This window comes from Streptomyces sp. NPDC012474, from assembly GCF_042955185.1.
Lineage (GTDB): Bacteria > Actinomycetota > Actinomycetes > Streptomycetales > Streptomycetaceae > Streptomyces > Streptomyces cahuitamycinicus.
This window is the reverse complement of record NZ_JBIBEP010000001.1, coordinates 633,824-649,527: the sequence shown is the minus strand read 5'-3', so window position 1 is coordinate 649,527 and position 15,704 is coordinate 633,824. Positions and strand designations below refer to the sequence as shown.

Here is a 15,704-nt window from a genome sequence, read left to right as displayed (position 1 = left end):
CCCTCCCCCTCCGGGTCCGACGCCCCTCGCGGCCCGGAGGGGGCACGGGGCCGGGCATCAGAAAAGGGTGGGTATGCGCAGGTTCCCCAGGATCGGCAGCGGCCTCCGCGATCCCGCGAACGCCGCCATGGCCGCCGTCACGGTGTTCGCCCTGTGCTCCGGGGTGTGGCTGCTGCGCGACGGCGCCGGGACGCACGCCCCGCCGCAGCCGTCCGCCGCGCAGGCCCGCGCCGGGCTGGACGGCCGGGCCGGTGAGTCGCCCGCCGCGCCCGCGCTGCCGCCCTCGCCGCCCGACCGGATCCGCATCCCGGCGATCCGGGTGAACGCGCCGCTGACCGGGCTGGGCCTGACGAAGACCGGCAGTCTCGACGTACCGCCCGCCGCGGAGAAGAACCTCGCCGGCTGGTACGAGGCCGGCACGACCCCCGGTGAGCGGGGCACGGCGATCGTCGCCGGACACGTCGACAACGCCGACGGCCCCGCCGTGTTCTACGACCTCGGCGCCCTGGCCAGGGGCAGCACGATCGAGGTGGACCGGCGGGACGGCAGCGTCGCGGTGTTCACCGTGGACGCCGTCGAGGTCCACGCCGCGAAGGACTTCCCCGACGAGAAGGTCTACGGCGCGGCCCGCCGCCCCGAGTTGCGGGTCATCACCTGCGGCGGCACCTACTCACGCGGCACCGGATACCAGGGGAACGTCGTCGTCTTCGCGCATCTGACCGGGAGCCGGTGACACGCCCAGGACGTTGGCCCTCCCCCACGCCCCCAGTGGTTCCAGTGCCTCGTTCAGGGACACGCCCCGGGGCGTCAGCGAGTACTCCACACGCGGCGGCACCTCGTCGTACGCCTCACGGTGCACCAGGCCGTCGCCCTCCATCTCCCTGAGGTGCGAGGCGAGCACCTTCTCGGTGACGCCCGGCAGCTCCCGGCGCAGCTCGCCGAAGCGGCAGGGCCGCTCGTTCAGCGCCCAGAGGATCAGCACCTTCCACTTGCCGCCGATCAGGTCCATCGCCGCGTCGATCCCGCAGACGTACGCACCCGGCCGCCGTCCCGTCGTCCCCATGCCCGGTCCCCTCCCCTTCGCTGCCTGGACCCTTCCCCCGGGGTAACCACCCACTCCAAAGTACGTACTTGAGCAGGCGCTCTCCTGCGACGAGCCTAAACGCCATGACCGACAACGCAGTTGCTCCCCGTACCCCTCGTACCCCTCTCACTCTTCTCGGCACCGGCGCCATGGGCACCGCCCTCGCCCGGGCCTGGCTCGCCACCGGGCACGAGGTGACCGTCTGGAACCGCACGCCCGCCCGGGCGGAGGCCCTCGCCACCGAGGGCGCCGTCGTCGCCCGGAGCGCCGCCGAGGCCGTGGCCGCGAACCGGCTCGTCATCGTCTGCCTGCTCGACGACGCCTCCGTGGGCGACGCCCTCGACGGGACCGCTCTCGCCGGGCGGGATCTGGTGAACCTGACCACCGGCACCCCCGGCGAGGGCCGGACGCGCGCCGCCTGGGCCGAGGCGCGCGGCGCGCGCTTCCTGGACGCCGGGGTCATGGCCGTCCCGCCGATGATCGGCGTCCCGGACTCCGGCGGTTACGTCCTCTACAGCGGCTCATCAGAGCTGTTCGAGGAGCACCGCGACACCCTCGCCGTCCCGGCCGGTCCCCGCTACGTCGGAGCCGACCCCGGGTTCGCCGCCCTCTACGACGTGGCCCTGCTGAGCGCGATGAGCGGCATGTTCGCGGGCATCACCCACGCCTTCGCGCTGATCCGCCCGGACGACATCACGCCCAAGGACTTCGCGCCACTGCTCGCGGACTGGCTCACCGCGATGGCCCCGGCCGTGCACCAGAGCGCCGACCAGATCCAGAGCGGCGACTACACCCGGAACGTCGTCTCCAACCTCGCGATGCAAGTCGCGGGCAACGCCACCCTGCTGCGCACGGCCGGTGAGCAGCGGGTCAGCCCGGAGCTGCTGACGCCGTACATGAAGCTGATGGAGCGCAGGCTCGCGCAGGGCCACGGGGACGAGGACGGCACCGGGATGGTCGAGCTGCTGGACCTGCGGGCGGACTAGGTCCTGTCTCCTTGGTCATCGCCGTGCCCGGATGAGGACGGCGGCGAGATGTGATGCGGCCTGGCAGGCGATGGCGAGCTTGTCGCATCGCGTGGCCGGACCGCGCCACTGCTCGAGGCGGTTCATGCACCGCTCAACGGTGTTCCGCCGCTTGCAGGCCTCGCGGTCGAAGGCCGGCGGGCGCCCGCCGCGGCTGCCGCGCCTGAGGCGGTGGCTGATCCGGTCGGACGGCTGCGGGATCACTGCTCGGATGCCCCGCCGCCGCAGGTGGCCTCGGATGTCGCGCGACGAGCCACGGCGATCGTCCGACGGTCGACCTCAGATGTGCAGCTCGGTGGGAAAGCCCGTCCAGCGCAACTCGGTGGGCAGGTGCCGCATGTCGTTGGAGACGAGGATGGAGGCCGGTCGACCGGGCGCGTAGCGGATGACCGTGAGTGCCGCGTTGCAGTGGTTGAGGCCAAGCCAACGCCACTTCGGTGCGTGCAGGGCGTCCCGGACGAGCCAGGCGACCAGGAAGTTGTGGGTGACGACAAGTTCGTGCCGGTCCTCCTCGGCCGCCACCGCCCCGGTGAACAGGTCGAGAGCCTGGCGGGCCAGCGCAGGTCCGTGCTTCCGCTCCTCGTCGGTGACCCCGGTAAGGAAGCGGAGACAGAAGTCTGCCGATTCGGCCGGCAGCTCGCCCTTTTCCGGCATGTAGGGCACGTAGTCACCGGCGACTTCCGTCACGTGCAGAGGGATGCTCTTCAGTTGGTCGCCGATCAGGCGTGCGGTCTGTTCTGCCCGTGGCAGAGGACCGTGGTGGACAGCTGTGAAGGGGATCTCCCGGAGGCGTTGGCCGAGCAATGTGGCTTGCCGTCGGCCGCGCTCCGTCAGCCCGCTCTCGTCCGGTAGTGCCTCGCCGTGCCGGACAAGGTAGAGGTGGCGGGTGGCCATGCCGGTCATCTCAAGCTCCTCTGCGCCCACTAGCGATCTTGTCATTCACGGACGCTGCCCCCTGAGTGCCGGTTCCCTCTTCTTCAGAGCGGTGTGGGCGCCGAGGGTGCCGCCCGTCAGGTTGAAGAGGGCCATCGGGTCCGCCGGCGGGAGGCCGGGCCGGCCGCGGGGGCCGTGCCGAAGGCCGGGCGCAGGATCACGAAGGCGGCGCCCCCCCCGGTGCGAGGCCGGTTCGGCGCCCCTCACAGCCGCCGTCGCCGCACGTCAGGAACCCTCACACCCGCCACCCCTGCCCGCTGAGGGCAGCGTTCCCCGCGGGAAACAGAGGTGATGCTGCCGGGTAACACCGGCACCGCACGCTCAAGTGCATGACCTCGAATGAGCGTGTGGTGGTGATCGGCACCGGCCTGGCGGGCGTACGGCTCGCCCGGCGGCTCGGTGAGCTCGGCACGCCCGCACTGCTGATCGGCGAGGAGGAGCACCGGCCGTACAACCGGGTGCTGCTCGCCGAGGTGCTGGCCGGACGGTACAGCCCCGAGGTGATCGCCCTGCCGGCGCCCGCGCGGGTCAGGCGCGACCGGATCACCGGCATCGACCGTGCGGGGCGGACCGTCGCCTGTGCGGACGGGTCCGTGATCGCATACGACCGCCTCGTCCTCGCCACCGGCTCCAACCCGGTGCTGCCGCCGCTGCGCGGCCTGTTCACCGAGAACCGTGAACTGCCCGAGGGCATCCACGCGTTCCGCACCATGGACGACTGCCTGGGCCTGTCCAAGGCGGTCCGCCCGGGGGCGAAGGCGGTCGTCATCGGCGGCGGGCTCCTCGGGGTCTCCGCCGCCCGGGCGCTCGCCCGGCGCGGCGCCCAGGTCGTGCTCGCCCAGCAGTCCGAGCGGCTGATGGAGCGCCAGCTCGACCCGGCCGCCTCCAAGCTCGTCAAGCGGCACCTGACCGACCTGGGCGTCGAGGTGCACACCGAGTGCCGCGTCCGGGACGTGCGCTGCGTCGGCGGCGCCGTGCGCTCCGTGGAGATGGCCGACGGATACGCGCTCGACGCCGATCTGGTGGTCATCGCCTGTGGTGTGCACCCGCGGGTGGGCCTCGCCAAGACGGCCGGTCTCGACGTCCGCAAGGGCGTCGTCGTCGACGACGAGCTGCGCACCTCCGACCCGTACATCCACGCGATCGGCGACTGCGCGCAGCACGACGGCGTCCTGTACGGCCTCGCCACCCCCGCGCTCGAACAGGCCGACGCGCTCGCGGAGCTGCTCGCCGGTGACGCGAACGCCCGTTACACCGGCACCCGCTCCCTGACCCGGCTGACGCTGAACGGGCACGACAGCCCCTTCGACCTCGCCGCGTTCGGCGAGACCGAGGCGCTCCCGGGCGACGACGTCGTCCAGCTCACCGATGCCACCCGCGGCACCTACCGCAAGGTCGTCGTCCGCGACGACCGCCTGGTCGGCGGGGTCCTCGTCGGCGAACTCGGCACCGTCGGCGCGCTCGCCCGCGCCTGGGAGGGAGCAGAGCCGCTCCCCTCCGACGGCGGCCCGCTGCTCCACCTGCTCACCAACGATGGAGGCTCCTGATGACCGCCACCCCGGAGGCCACGGAGGCCACCCCCACGATCGTGCTCGTCGGCCACGGCATGGTCGGCCAGCGCTTCCTCGAGGCGCTCGCCGAGCGCGGCCTGACCGCCACGCACCGCGTGGTCGTGCTCTGCGAGGAGCCGCGCCCGGCCTACGACCGTGTGGCGCTCACGTCGTACTTCTCGGGGAAGACTCCCGAGGACCTGTCCATGACGGACATGGAGTTCATCGAGACGCACGGCATCGAGCTGCGCGTAGGTGACCCGGCGATCGCCGTCGACCGCGAGGCCCGCAAGGTCACCGCCAGGTCCGGCGAGGTCTTCGACTACGACGTCCTCGTCCTCGCCACCGGCTCCTACCCGTTCGTCCCGCCGGTCCCGGGCAAGGACGCCGAGGGCTGTTTCGTCTACCGCACCATCGAGGACCTGCTCGCGATCGAGGAGTACGCCAAGAACGCGACGACGGGTGCCGTGGTCGGCGGCGGTCTGCTCGGGCTGGAGGCGGCCGGTGCCCTGAAGGGGCTCGGACTCACCTCCCACATCGTGGAGTTCGCTCCCCGGCTGATGCCCGTCCAGGTCGACGACGGCGGCGGCGCCGCACTGCTGCGCACGATCGAGGAGATGGGCCTGAGCGTCCACACGGGCGTCGGCACGCAGGAGATCGTCGTGGGCGAGGACGGCGCCGTGACCGGCATGAAGCTGTCCGACGGCTCCGAACTCGCCGCCGACCTTGTGGTGTTCTCCGCCGGTGTCCGCCCCCGCGACCAGCTGGCCCGCGACTGCGGTCTGACGGTCGGCGAGCGCGGCGGCATCACGGTCGACGAGCAGTGCCGTACGGTCGCCGACCCGCACGTCTTCGCGATCGGCGAGTGCGCGCTGGCCTCCGACGGCCGGGTGTACGGCCTGGTGGCGCCGGGCTACGAGCAGGCGGAGACGGCGGCGGCCACGATCGCCTCGGACGAGGCGTCCTTCACCGGTGCCGACCTGTCCACCAAGCTGAAGCTGCTCGGCGTGGACGTGGCGTCCTTCGGCGACGCGCACGGCACCGCCGAGGACTGCCTGGACGTCGTCTACTCCGACTCCCGCGCGGGCCTGTACAAGAAGCTGGTCATCGGCCGCGACGGCACGCTGCTCGGCGGCATCCTGGTCGGAGACGCGGAGGCGTACGGCACGCTGAAGGCGTTCACCGGCTCGGTCCCGCCGGTCGCGCCCGAGTCGCTGGTGCTGCCGGCCGGCGCCGGTGAGTCCGTCCAGCTCGGCCCCTCCGCCCTGCCGGACGACGCGATCATCTGCTCCTGCCACAACGTCTCCAAGGGCGCGATCCGCGGCGCGGTCACCGACCACCAGTGCACGACCGTGCCCGAGGTGAAGAAGTGCACCAAGGCCGGCACCGGCTGCGGCTCCTGCGTCAAGGTCCTCGGCCAGCTCGTCAACGCCGAGCTGGAGGCGAGCGGCGTCGAGGTCGACAAGGGCCTGTGCGGCTGCTTCGCGCAGACCCGCGAGGAGCTGTACGAGATCGTCCGCGCCCTGCGTATCACCACCTACCAGGACCTGCTGGACCGTCACGGCCGCGAGGGGGCCCGGGGCGGCGACGGCTGCGAGGTCTGCAAGCCTGCCGTCGGCTCGATCATCGCCTCCCTCGCCCCCACGATCGGCGCGAGCGGTTACGTCCTGGACGGTGAGCAGGCGGCGCTGCAGGACACCAACGACCACTTCCTGGCCAACCTGCAGAAGAACGGCTCGTACTCGGTCGTTCCGCGGATCCCCGGCGGTGAGATCGCCCCGGAGAAGCTGATCGTGATCGGCGAGATCGCCCGCGACTTCGGTCTCTACACGAAGATCACCGGTGGCCAGCGGATCGACATGTTCGGGGCGCGCGTCGAGCAGCTGCCCGTGATCTGGGCCCGGCTGGTGGACGCCGGCTTCGAGTCCGGACACGCCTACGGCAAGTCGCTGCGCACGGTGAAGTCCTGCGTCGGGCAGACCTGGTGCCGCTACGGCGTCCAGGACTCGGTACGGATGGCGATCGACCTGGAGCTGCGCTACCGGGGGCTGCGCTCCCCGCACAAGCTGAAGTCGGCGGTCTCCGGCTGCCAGCGCGAGTGCGCCGAGGCCCAGTCGAAGGACTTCGGCGTGATCGCCACGGCCAACGGCTGGAACCTGTACGTCGGCGGCAACGGCGGCGCGACCCCGCGCCACGCGGACCTGCTCGCGCAGGACCTGTCGGACGCCGAACTGGTCCGTCTGATCGACCGGTTCCTGATGTTCTACATCCGTACGGCCGACCGGCTGGAGCGCACCTCGACCTGGCTGGACCGGATCCCCGGCGGCCTGGACCACGTACGGGACGTCGTCGTCCACGACTCGCTCGGCATCTGCGACGAGCTGGAGAAGCTGATGCAGGCGCACGTCGCGCACTACCGCGACGAGTGGGCCGAGACCATCAACGACCCGGAGAAGCTGTCCCGGTTCGTGTCCTTCGTGAACGCCCCGGACACCCCGGACCCGGTCGTCGCCTTCGTGCCCGAGCGCGACCAGATGAAGCCCGACCTGCCGCTGCTGTCCATCGGCATGCGACCCGCCGACGTACTGGAAGGAAGCGCCCAGCGATGACCCTGGCACTGGAGACCACCGACCTCACGATCGAACTCGCCCTGAACGACGACTGGTTCACGGTCTGCGAACTGAGCGCGCTGCTCCCGGGCCGCGGGGTGGCCGCACTGCTGCCGGACGGCCGGCAGGCCGCGGTCTTCCGCGACCGCTCCGGCGAGCTGTTCGCCATCGACAACCGCGACCCCTTCACCGGCGCGGCGGTCCTCTCCCGCGGCCTGACGGGCACCCACCAGGGCCGCCCGTTCGTCGCCTCGCCCCTGCTGAAGCAGCGCTTCGACCTGGCGTCCGGGCAGTGCCTGGACGACGAGGCGGTACGGGTGACGGCCTACAAGGTGCGGACCTCGTAGCAGCGGTTGTTGACCGGACGTTCTTGACTGGACGTTGTTGACCGGACGTTCGTGACGGACGTTCTTGACCGGACGTTCTTGACGGACGTTCTTGACCGGACGTTCTTGACCGGACGTCTCGTAGCCGCGCCACCAGGACAGCTTGAGAGCTGCCTGGAGCGCGGCGTCCCGTCCACTGAGCTGCCGGATCGTGTCCCTCGGGTACTGATCACGTCCGTTTCGGTGCCGGGGAACGGGGTGCGTCGGCCGCGCGTTCGCAGTGCGGCCAGTCGCCGAAGTCGCGGTCCCGGCTCCACAGCTTCCGGGCCGCCTGGATGTTCCACTCCGGGTCCAGGGCCTCACGCGGCGTGCCGCCCAGTTCGCGCAGCCGGGCGTCGGAGATCTGGAACAGGCCCCAGTTCCGGGTGCCGTTGGTGTTGGGGAGGATGTGCAGCGGGTCGAGGAAGGACTGGCAGTCGGCGATGGCCACCGCCTTGTCCGGCACTTCGGGAAACACCTCCCGGACCCGCTGCCGCACCTTCAGCGGCGACCACACCCTCATCCGGACGCGCGAGGTGTACAGCGCCTTCTTGGTCGGCTCCGCGACGACCCCGTTGGGCTGCAGTCCGGCGAGCACCTGGAAGGCGGTGACCCGGCGCAGGGTCTGCGGGCCGAAGTCCCCGTCCACGCCGATGTCCGCGCCCTTGGCGTGCAGCAGACGCTGCACCTCCCGCACGCACTCGTCGTGCTCGCCCATCGCGATCACGGGCGGGCAGCCGGCCGAGAACAACGGCCGGACCTCGCCGGTACTCCGGCCGCCGGCGGCCCCGTCTCCTCCACCGTCGCCGGAGGACGACCGGCCGCTCGACAGCGCCCAGGCCGAGACCGTGACGGCGGCGAGGGCCGCGGCGACGACGACGGTGGCGCGCAGCCGGTGCCGGCGCGGCTGCCGCGCGGGCCGGGACGCGGCACCGGGGCCGGTGCCGGTGCTGGGGGCTCGGTGCTCCGGCGCCCGGTCGTCGTCCGGGGCGGGGGCCGGGCCTTGCGCCGGGGTCGGGGCCGGGCTCTGTGCTGGAGCTGAGGCCTTGGTGGGCGCCTCCGCTTCCGGGTCCGCTTTTGGTTCGGCTTCGTGGGTCGCGTCCCGCGAGGTTTCCTGGGTCGCGTCCCGTGAGGCTTCGTGTGTCGCGTCCCGTGAGGCTTCGTGGGTCGCGTCCCGTGAGGCTTCGTGGGTCGCGTCCCGTGAGGCTTCGTGTGTCGCGTCCCGTGAGGCTTCGTGGGTCGCGTCCCGTGAGGCTTCGTGGGTCGCGTCCCGTGAGGCTTCCGGTTCCGTACCCCCCGCGGCGTCCGCCACGGCCCCCCGTTCCGCCGCCCCGGCCTCCGCGCCCGCCGCGGCTGCCCGCGCCGCGTCCGCCAGTGCCCACAGGCGGTGCAGGGTGCGCAGTTCGTCCGGGGCCGCGCCGCAGACCGTGGCCAGCCGGTGCACGCTGCCGTAGTCCTGAGGCACCGACGTGCCCCGGCAGTAGCGGTGCAGTGTCGAGCCGGCCAGTCCGGACTTCCTGGCGAGAGCCTCGTAACTCAGGCCGGACCGGCTCTTCAACGAACGCAACAGCGCGGCGAACCGTTCCGTTTCCGGGCATGCGGACAAGGCCCTTTCCCCCCTCGGAATCCCCACAGGACGCTGGTCGGGCGTCTCTGCCGACACTGTGCCACCAAAGGCGTCCCATGGCCGTCCCAACGGTTCCGGAACGCGCCAGGTGTGCGCTCTCCCGGCATCCCGGCGTCCCAGCGGGCCCCGCAGTCCTTGCCCGGCCAGGTCACGCCTTGCCAGCGTCGGGCCGTCCGCACCACCGTCCCCAGATCTCCGAGGAGACCAGGCTCATGCGCCTTTCCGTACGCCGGAACTCTCGTGCGAACCCGCTGCTCGCCGTGCTCACCGTCAGCGCCGCCGCCGTCACCGCCCTTGCCGTGCCGAGCTCCGCTTCGGCGGCACCGGCCGCTCCGGCAGCGGTGGACTGCGCGTCCGGGCACATCTGCTTCTGGACCGGCGCCAACTTCACCGGCAGCAAGTGCTCCTGGGACGTGGCCGACCCCGACTGGCAGAGTGGTTCCATTCGGTGCTCCTGGGCCGCCACGACCAACGTGAAGTCGGTGTGGAACGCCGGCACCAGCTCCTCCAGCGGTGTCGCGTACTACCGGGGCGCCAACTACTCCGACCGTGTCGGCTGCACCCGGCAGCAGCACGGCGGCAACCTGGCCGGCACCTACAAGGTCCGCTCCCACCGGTGGATCTCGGGCAGCTGCGGCTGACCCGCTCCCCGCACGAACGCGGTGGTGTGCACGCCCGCTTGCCCGGGCGTGCACGCCACCGCGGCATGTCCGCGGAGGGCAGGGTCAGCCCACGAGGGGCGACCGCGCGTGCTCCTCGGAGAGGGGCCGCGTGTCGAGGTAGAACCACTCGGCGTCCGCGGTGGGCCAGGGCGACGGTTCCGCCGCCTCCCCGGCGGGGGCCGGGCGCCTGGGCAACGGTGCCGGTGCCGGGTCCGGGGCGACGGCGTGCTCCGCCTCCCCCGGCATCAGCAGCTCCACCCGCAGCCCCAGGCCCCGCTGCTGGGCGGTGAACTCCTCGACCTGGTTGCGGCAGGCGTGGTCCAGGTGGGTCACCCCCGTCAGGTCGAGACGGATCCTCGGCTTCCCGGACGCGGCGGCCGCCTCCAGCGCGTCGATCACCTTCGGCAGCCGCAGGAACGTGGCGTTGCCCGCCATGACGACCTTGGCCGTGTCCTGCTCGACGTGCTGGCGGATCACGGTCTGCGACATGCGCAGCGCGGCCAGCACGATCCCCGCGGCGAGGCCGAACAGCACGCCCTCCAGCAGCGCGGTCGCCACGATGACCAGCATGGTCAGCGTCATCACCGCGAACTCGCCCCTGTCCTGACGCCACATCTTCGGGAACTCCGCGGGCCCGAACAACTTCCAGCCGCTGTGCACGAGGACACCGGCGAGGACGGAGATCGGGATCAGCGCGAGCACCTGCGGCAGCAGCAGCGCGAACAGCAGCAGCCACAGGCCGTGCAGGGTGCGGGAGAGCCGGGTCCTGGCCCCGGCCTGGACGTTGGCGGAACTGCGGGCCACGACCGCGGTGATGGGGAGCGCGCCGAGGACGCCCGCGACGGTGTTGCCGGCGCCCTGGGCGATCAGCTCGGTGTTGTAGCGGGTGCGTGGGCCACTGTGCATACGGTCCACGGCGGCGGCCGTGAACAGGCTCTCCGCGGACGCGATGACCGTGAAGGTGAGGATCGCGGTGATGATCGTCCCATCGGCGAGCCCGGCGAACTGCTCCGCGCCCGAGACCCGCACGGAGTCGAGCAGATTGCCGACCTGGAGCGTCTTCACGCTCACGCCGGGCAGCGCTGCGACGACCATGCCGATGCCCACGGCGACCAGAGCCGCAGGGATCTTCCCGGCCGGGCCGGGCACCTTCTTCCAGGCGAAGCTGAGCACGATCGTGACGACACCGAGCAGCGTGGCGATCATCGCCTGGGGGTCGGTGAGGATGCCGGCCAGCAGCCCGGGGATGCCTGCCATGTTCTCCAGCGCGGTGCCTGGGGCCTTGGCGTCGGCCATGGGGTAGGCCTGGCTGAACATCAGCGGCACGCCGATGCCGGCGAGCATGCCCTGGACGACGGCGACCGAGATGGCCTGGAACATCCGGCCGAGCCGCACCAGTCCCAGGATGATCTGGAGGATCCCGGAGAACAGCACGATCACGCCGAGCATGGCCACGCCGACCTCGGCGACGGTCTCCGCGACCAGCGCTGCGAGTCCGGCTGCCGGGCCGCTGACCTGGAGCGTGCTGCCCCGGACTGCGCCGACGACGAGACCGCCGATCACCCCGGAGATGATCCCGAGTTCGGCGGGGACACCGGAGGCGACGGCAACACCGATGCACAGCGGCAGGGCGACGAGGAAGACGACGAAGGAGGCGGTGATGTCGGTGACCAGGTCCCCCTTCACACCGCCCTTGCCACCGTCCCCCTCCGCTCCGGCCCTGCCGCCGACGCCCCTCACTCCGGCCTTGCCGCCGAGGCCGTTCGCTCCGGCCCTGCCGCCGACGCCCCTCACTTCGGCCTTGACGCCGACGCCCTTGACGCCACTCATCACACCGCGGAGCAGCACGCCCAGCGCACCACCGCCCTCACTGCCGGCGCCCGGGCCGACCAGGCCACCCGCTGGGTGCTCGCCCTGTCCGCGGAGACGCGCCGCTGCCGCCGGCCGCCCGCCCCCCGGGCCGCCCCGCGTCCTCCCCCGCGCATGGGCCCCGCTCACGCGGCGTGCACCCGGAAGTCGCCGTCGTCGCCCAGCTCGTGGACGAAGCCCGTGTCGACCTCGTAGTACCAGCCGTGCAGCCGCAGCCGGCCCGAGTCGAGGCGCTGCCGGACCACGGGGTAACTCCGCAGCGCTGCCAGCTGGTTGACGACGTTGCCCTGGGACACCTCCGGCAGGGACGGGTCGTCCGGCGCGGTCTCCAGTACGGAGGTCAGCTCGGGGCGGGCGATGCGGAGCCAGGCGTCCACGCCGGGCAGTGCCGACAGGTCGTCGCCGGACTTCAGCGCGCCCATCGCACCGCAGTGTGAGTGACCGCACACCACGATGTCCTGAACCCCGAGCACCTCCAGTGCGTACTCGATGGTGGCCGCCTCTCCACAGGCCCCGGGCCGTCCGTAGGACGGCACGATATTGCCCGCGTTCCGCAGCTCGAATATCTCTCCAGGCCGCGCTCCCGTGATCATCGCGGGTATGACACGCGAGTCCGAGCAGGTAATGAACAGTGCTTCCGGATATTGCCCTTCAGCCAGTTTCCGGTATTCGCCGCTGTTGAAATCGACGCGCGCCCTGAACGTACGGGCACGGTCCAGCAAAGCCTTCAAGACGCCCTCCTGAGCTGGGGGTACTACCTGGGGGATCCACCGTAGACCGCCGACCCACAGAGGAAGGTTAAGCAAACTCCAACGCCCGGCCAGCAATTGCACATTCTTTGTCCGGATTCCCAGAAGCAGCGTCTTCTTGTAGCGTGTGAACTCCGCGGCAGAGAATGCTAATTCACGCTGCCCGGATTCATGCCGGTTTCACGGAGAGACGGGACGTATGGGCCTACGAGTGCTGCTCATCGAAGACGACGAGACGATCGCCGAGCCGCTCGCCGAGGGGCTCGGCCACTTCGGACTGACGGTCGACCACGTCGCCACCGGGACGGACGGCCTGAAAGGCCCGTACAACGACGTCGTGCTGCTCGACCTGGGGCTGCCGGACATGGACGGCATCGACGTATGCCGCGGCATCCGGCAGGTCTCGGACGTGCCCATCGTCATCCTCAGCGCGCGCGGCGAGGAGGCCGACCGGGTGCTGGGCCTGGAGCTGGGCGCCGACGACTACCTGGCGAAACCGTTCAGCGTGCGGGAACTGGTCGCCCGGGTCCGCGCGGTGACCCGCCGCGCGCAACGCACTCACTCGGCGTTCTCCGAGGCACCGGGCCCTCGGAGCGCTCCCGAGCCGCCACCGGCCGAACCCGCTCACGAACCCGCCCCGGCCCTCTCCTACGAACCCCCGGCGGCATCCGCGCACGCCCCCGACCCCGCCCCCGCGCACGACCCGGGCCCGCTCGTGGTGGACCGCCGTACCCGCCAGGTCTGGGTCGGCGACGCCCCCGTCCTGCTCACGCCCAAGGAGTTCGACCTGCTGGCGCTGCTCAGCGAGGACCCCGGCGCGGTCTACTCCCGGCAGCAGATCCTCGACCGCGTCTGGGACCCGCACTACGACGGCCCGACCAAGACGCTGGACGTCCATGTCGCCGCGCTGCGCCGCAAGCTGGGGCACCCGGCGTGGATCCGGACCCTGCGGGGCGTCGGCTTCCGGCTGTCCGTGCACACGGGGCCGCGGGTGGCCTCTCCATGACCCGCCGGCTGCTGCTCAGCTACCTCAGCCTCGCCGCCCTGGTGCTGCTCTGCCTGGAGATCCCGCTGGGCTTCGTGTACTCGCGCGGGGAGCGGGAGCGGGTGGTCAACGCGGCGAAGGACGAGGCCGAGTCGGTCTCGGCGTACGCGGCGCTGTCCCTGGCGGCGGGGCGGGCCGAGCGGGACCTGCCCGGGCGGGTGGCGCACTGCGCGCAGCGCATCGGGGGCAAGGTGGTGATCGTCGACGCGGCGGGCACGCCACTCGCCGCCTCGCACCGGCTGGACGCCGGGATGTCCGGCAACCTGGCCGCCCGGCCGGGCATCGCCGCGGCGCTGCGGGGCACCGCGACGGTGGACGTCCGTACCTCCACCATCGGCGGGGTCGAGTACCTGTCGGTGGCCGCACCGGTCGGCCAGGAGGCGCGGCCGGTCGGTGCGGTGTGGCTGACGGTGCCGACGCGGACGGTCCACGAGCGGGTGCGCCACGTCTGGCTGCTGCTCGCGCTGGGCGGGTTCGCCGTGCTGACGGCGGTCGCCGTGGTCGGTTTCGCCTTCGCCCGCTGGGCGGGCCGCCCCATCCGCGAACTGGAGCAGGCCACCCACGACTTGGCCGACGGCGGCCGGTTCGAGCCGGTGACGATCACCAAGGGTCCGCCGGAAGTGCGCAGTCTGGCCGCGGCGTTCAACCACACCGGTGCCCGGCTCGCCCATCTGCTGGCCTCGCAGAGGGCGTTCGCGGGGGAGGCCTCCCACCAGCTGAAGACACCGCTGGCGGCGCTGCGGCTGCGCCTGGAGAACATGGAGCCGGACGTCGCCGCCCGCGCCCGGGGCAGTCTCACCGCGGCCGTCACGGAGACGGACCGGCTCGCCCGGATGGTCGGGCACCTGCTGGCCATGGCGCGGCTGGAGGAGCACGCGGCCATTCCCGCCACGGTCGACCTCGGTGCGGTCTGCGCGGAGCGGCACCGCACGTGGCAGCCCCTGTTCACGCGGGAGGGCGTCTCGCTGGTGCTCTTCGCGGGGAGCGTGGGCCCGGTGCTCGCGGTGCCGGGGGCCCTGGAGCAGATCATGGACAACCTGCTGTCCAACGCCCTGAGGGCGTCACCGGCCGGCAGCACCGTCACGATCGAACCGCGGCTGCAGGCCCCGCCTCGGCGGGCGCTGCGCGACAGCCGCCCCCGCTGGGTCGACCTGCACGTCACCGACGAGGGCCCGGGCATGACGGACGAGCAGCGGGCCCGCGCCTTCGACCGCTTCTGGCGCGCTCCGGGTGCCCCCAAGGGCGGTACGGGACTCGGCCTCGCCCTGGTGCAGCGCCTCGCCCATGCCAGCGGCGGGGAGGCGACCCTGCGCGCGGCGGCGACCGGCGGCCTGGACGTGGTGATCCGGCTGCCGTCCGCGCGACCGCCGGGCGAGAGCGACCACGGGCCGGGCGGCGACCGCCCGAGGAGGCCGAGAAGGGAGGCACCGGCGCTGCCGGCGTGAGTTCGCCGACCGGCGCGGCACCAGCGGCGGCTTCCCGGATGGCCATCACCTACGAGGTGACAGCCTCGTTCCGCTCGCCACCAACCGTCAATCTCCACACTCTCATCACAAGTTGGTCACCTGCCCCTCACGCCGAACGGGTCGGTCTTACGGTCATCCCCTCACGTACCAGTCCTGGGGGGACGACCATGACGAATCCGTACACCGGCCCGCACAACACCCCGCACCCCGTACCGCCCCTGCCGCAGCCCGGCAGACCGGGGCCCCGCTGGGCCCGAAAGCGCTACGTGCTGCCCGCGATGGGCCTGGCCCTGTTCATCGGTATCGGCATGGGCGCGAGCGGCGGGGGCACCACGAGCGACGCGAAGCCCACGTCCGCAGAGCCCCGCCCTACCGTCACGGTCACCGCGACGGCCACCGCCACGGTGACCCCGCCCGCGAAGGAGCCGGAGCCCGCCCCCACCGTCACCGCCACGAAGACCGTCAAGGTCACCGCTACGGTCACCGCACAGCCGGCGGCGGGCGGTGGGGCCGAGGACAGCGACTCGAACGGCGGCACGGACGTGTACTACGCCAACTGCAGTGCCGTCCGTGCCGCCGGCGCCGCCCCCATCCACCGAGGTGAGCCCGGGTACGCCTCCCACCTGGACCGGGACAACGACGGGATCGCGTGCGACACCTGAGCCCGGCACGCCGGTGACCATCGGCGGGCCCGGCCGTTCCACCGTTCGGGCGGCTCGA

14 protein-coding genes and 1 pseudogene are annotated in these 15,704 nt (G+C 72.2%); 9 read left to right on the top strand and 6 right to left on the bottom strand.

The features are described 5' to 3' along the window. The first annotated feature begins 73 nt into the window (after positions 1-73). Entirely contained in the window at positions 74-733 is a 660-nt protein-coding gene (locus tag ACFY9S_RS02870; RefSeq protein ID WP_391121940.1) for a class F sortase, read from the top strand. Here ACFY9S_RS02870 and ACFY9S_RS02865 read toward each other — a convergent pair. Then, a complete protein-coding gene (locus tag ACFY9S_RS02865; RefSeq protein ID WP_391121937.1) occupies positions 671-1,063 on the bottom strand; it encodes a winged helix-turn-helix transcriptional regulator in 393 nt (130 codons plus the stop codon). The two genes, ACFY9S_RS02870 and ACFY9S_RS02865, sit on opposite strands and share 63 nt — an antisense overlap. Positions 1,064-1,167: 104 nt before the next feature. Here ACFY9S_RS02865 and ACFY9S_RS02860 point away from each other — a divergent pair, with 104 nt between their 5' ends. Continuing rightward, positions 1,168-2,070, top strand: coding sequence for an NAD(P)-binding domain-containing protein (locus ACFY9S_RS02860; RefSeq protein WP_391121934.1), 903 nt, complete (start codon positions 1,168-1,170; stop codon positions 2,068-2,070). 15 nt (positions 2,071-2,085) lie between these two features. On the opposite strand, the pseudogene ACFY9S_RS02855 reads toward ACFY9S_RS02860, so the two are convergent. Both ACFY9S_RS02855 and ACFY9S_RS02850 read right to left on the bottom strand, forming a co-directional pair. Beyond that, positions 2,086-2,373: pseudogene (locus ACFY9S_RS02855) on the bottom strand (IS5/IS1182 family transposase); the annotation flags it as partial. Between the two features lie 15 nt (positions 2,374-2,388). Next, entirely contained in the window at positions 2,389-3,012 is a 624-nt protein-coding gene (locus ACFY9S_RS02850; RefSeq protein WP_391121931.1) for a histidine phosphatase family protein, read from the bottom strand. 359 nt (positions 3,013-3,371) lie between these two features. Here ACFY9S_RS02850 and ACFY9S_RS02845 point away from each other — a divergent pair, with 359 nt between their 5' ends. From ACFY9S_RS02845 to nirD, 3 genes are read left to right on the top strand one after another with little or no spacing between them, the layout of a single operon-like run. Further along, a complete protein-coding gene (locus tag ACFY9S_RS02845; RefSeq protein WP_391121928.1) occupies positions 3,372-4,589 on the top strand; it encodes an FAD-dependent oxidoreductase in 1,218 nt (405 codons plus the stop codon). Further along, positions 4,589-7,201, top strand: a complete 2,613-nt coding sequence (gene nirB, locus ACFY9S_RS02840) for a nitrite reductase large subunit NirB (protein WP_391121925.1) — start codon at positions 4,589-4,591, stop codon at positions 7,199-7,201. The genes ACFY9S_RS02845 and nirB overlap by 1 nt, the downstream gene beginning before the upstream one ends. Next, entirely contained in the window at positions 7,198-7,548 is a 351-nt protein-coding gene (gene nirD, locus ACFY9S_RS02835) for a nitrite reductase small subunit NirD (RefSeq protein WP_391121922.1), read from the top strand. Before nirB ends, nirD begins: the two co-directional genes overlap by 4 nt. A 208-nt stretch (positions 7,549-7,756) precedes the next feature. Here the strand turns inward: nirD and ACFY9S_RS02830 are convergent, their stop codons facing one another. Then, positions 7,757-9,172: a helix-turn-helix domain-containing protein gene (locus ACFY9S_RS02830; protein ID WP_391121919.1), complete on the bottom strand. Its 1,416-nt coding sequence runs from the start codon at positions 9,170-9,172 to the stop codon at positions 7,757-7,759. A 233-nt stretch (positions 9,173-9,405) separates the two neighbouring features. On the opposite strand from ACFY9S_RS02830, the gene ACFY9S_RS02825 reads away from it, so the two are divergent. Then, positions 9,406-9,834 (top strand): peptidase inhibitor family I36 protein, encoded by a 429-nt coding sequence (locus tag ACFY9S_RS02825; protein WP_391121917.1) that lies wholly within the window; start codon positions 9,406-9,408, stop codon positions 9,832-9,834. Positions 9,835-9,918: 84 nt separating this feature from the next. Here ACFY9S_RS02825 and ACFY9S_RS02820 read toward each other — a convergent pair whose 3' ends face one another. Both ACFY9S_RS02820 and ACFY9S_RS02815 read right to left on the bottom strand, forming a co-directional pair. Then, positions 9,919-11,703 (bottom strand): SulP family inorganic anion transporter, encoded by a 1,785-nt coding sequence (locus ACFY9S_RS02820; RefSeq protein ID WP_391121914.1) that lies wholly within the window; start codon positions 11,701-11,703, stop codon positions 9,919-9,921. Positions 11,704-11,849: 146 nt separating this feature from the next. Beyond that, positions 11,850-12,455: a carbonic anhydrase gene (locus tag ACFY9S_RS02815; RefSeq protein WP_391121911.1), complete on the bottom strand. Its 606-nt coding sequence runs from the start codon at positions 12,453-12,455 to the stop codon at positions 11,850-11,852. Between the two features lie 217 nt (positions 12,456-12,672). Here ACFY9S_RS02815 and ACFY9S_RS02810 point away from each other — a divergent pair, with 217 nt between their 5' ends. The 3 genes from ACFY9S_RS02810 to ACFY9S_RS02800 all read left to right on the top strand — a co-directional run bounded on the left by ACFY9S_RS02810 (position 12,673) and on the right by ACFY9S_RS02800 (position 15,646). Then, on the top strand, positions 12,673-13,479 hold the full coding sequence (locus ACFY9S_RS02810) for a winged helix-turn-helix domain-containing protein (RefSeq protein WP_391121908.1): 807 nt from the start codon (positions 12,673-12,675) through the stop codon (positions 13,477-13,479). Beyond that, positions 13,476-14,963, top strand: coding sequence for an ATP-binding protein (locus ACFY9S_RS02805; protein ID WP_391121905.1), 1,488 nt, complete (start codon positions 13,476-13,478; stop codon positions 14,961-14,963). The genes ACFY9S_RS02810 and ACFY9S_RS02805 overlap by 4 nt, the downstream gene beginning before the upstream one ends. Positions 14,964-15,151: 188 nt before the next feature. After that, positions 15,152-15,646, top strand: a complete 495-nt coding sequence (locus ACFY9S_RS02800; RefSeq protein WP_391121902.1) for an excalibur calcium-binding domain-containing protein — start codon at positions 15,152-15,154, stop codon at positions 15,644-15,646. Positions 15,647-15,704 lie beyond the last annotated feature (58 nt).

What these genes read in the sequence shown, in the direction of transcription:
- ACFY9S_RS02805 (WP_391121905.1), top strand. Translation starts at nt 13,476, where the DNA reads ATGACCCGCCGGCTGCTGCTCAGCTACCTCAGCCTCGCCGCCCTGGTG.
- ACFY9S_RS02860 (WP_391121934.1), top strand. Translation starts at nt 1,168, where the DNA reads ATGACCGACAACGCAGTTGCTCCCCGTACCCCTCGTACCCCTCTCACT.
- ACFY9S_RS02810 (WP_391121908.1), top strand. Translation starts at nt 12,673, where the DNA reads ATGGGCCTACGAGTGCTGCTCATCGAAGACGACGAGACGATCGCCGAG.
- ACFY9S_RS02870 (WP_391121940.1), top strand. Translation starts at nt 74, where the DNA reads ATGCGCAGGTTCCCCAGGATCGGCAGCGGCCTCCGCGATCCCGCGAAC.
- nirB (WP_391121925.1), top strand. Translation starts at nt 4,589, where the DNA reads ATGACCGCCACCCCGGAGGCCACGGAGGCCACCCCCACGATCGTGCTC.
- ACFY9S_RS02800 (WP_391121902.1), top strand. Translation starts at nt 15,152, where the DNA reads ATGACGAATCCGTACACCGGCCCGCACAACACCCCGCACCCCGTACCG.
- ACFY9S_RS02845 (WP_391121928.1), top strand. Translation starts at nt 3,372, where the DNA reads ATGACCTCGAATGAGCGTGTGGTGGTGATCGGCACCGGCCTGGCGGGC.
- ACFY9S_RS02825 (WP_391121917.1), top strand. Translation starts at nt 9,406, where the DNA reads ATGCGCCTTTCCGTACGCCGGAACTCTCGTGCGAACCCGCTGCTCGCC.
- ACFY9S_RS02865 (WP_391121937.1), bottom strand. Translation starts at nt 1,063, where the DNA reads ATGGGGACGACGGGACGGCGGCCGGGTGCGTACGTCTGCGGGATCGAC.
- ACFY9S_RS02850 (WP_391121931.1), bottom strand. Translation starts at nt 3,012, where the DNA reads ATGACCGGCATGGCCACCCGCCACCTCTACCTTGTCCGGCACGGCGAG.
- nirD (WP_391121922.1), top strand. Translation starts at nt 7,198, where the DNA reads ATGACCCTGGCACTGGAGACCACCGACCTCACGATCGAACTCGCCCTG.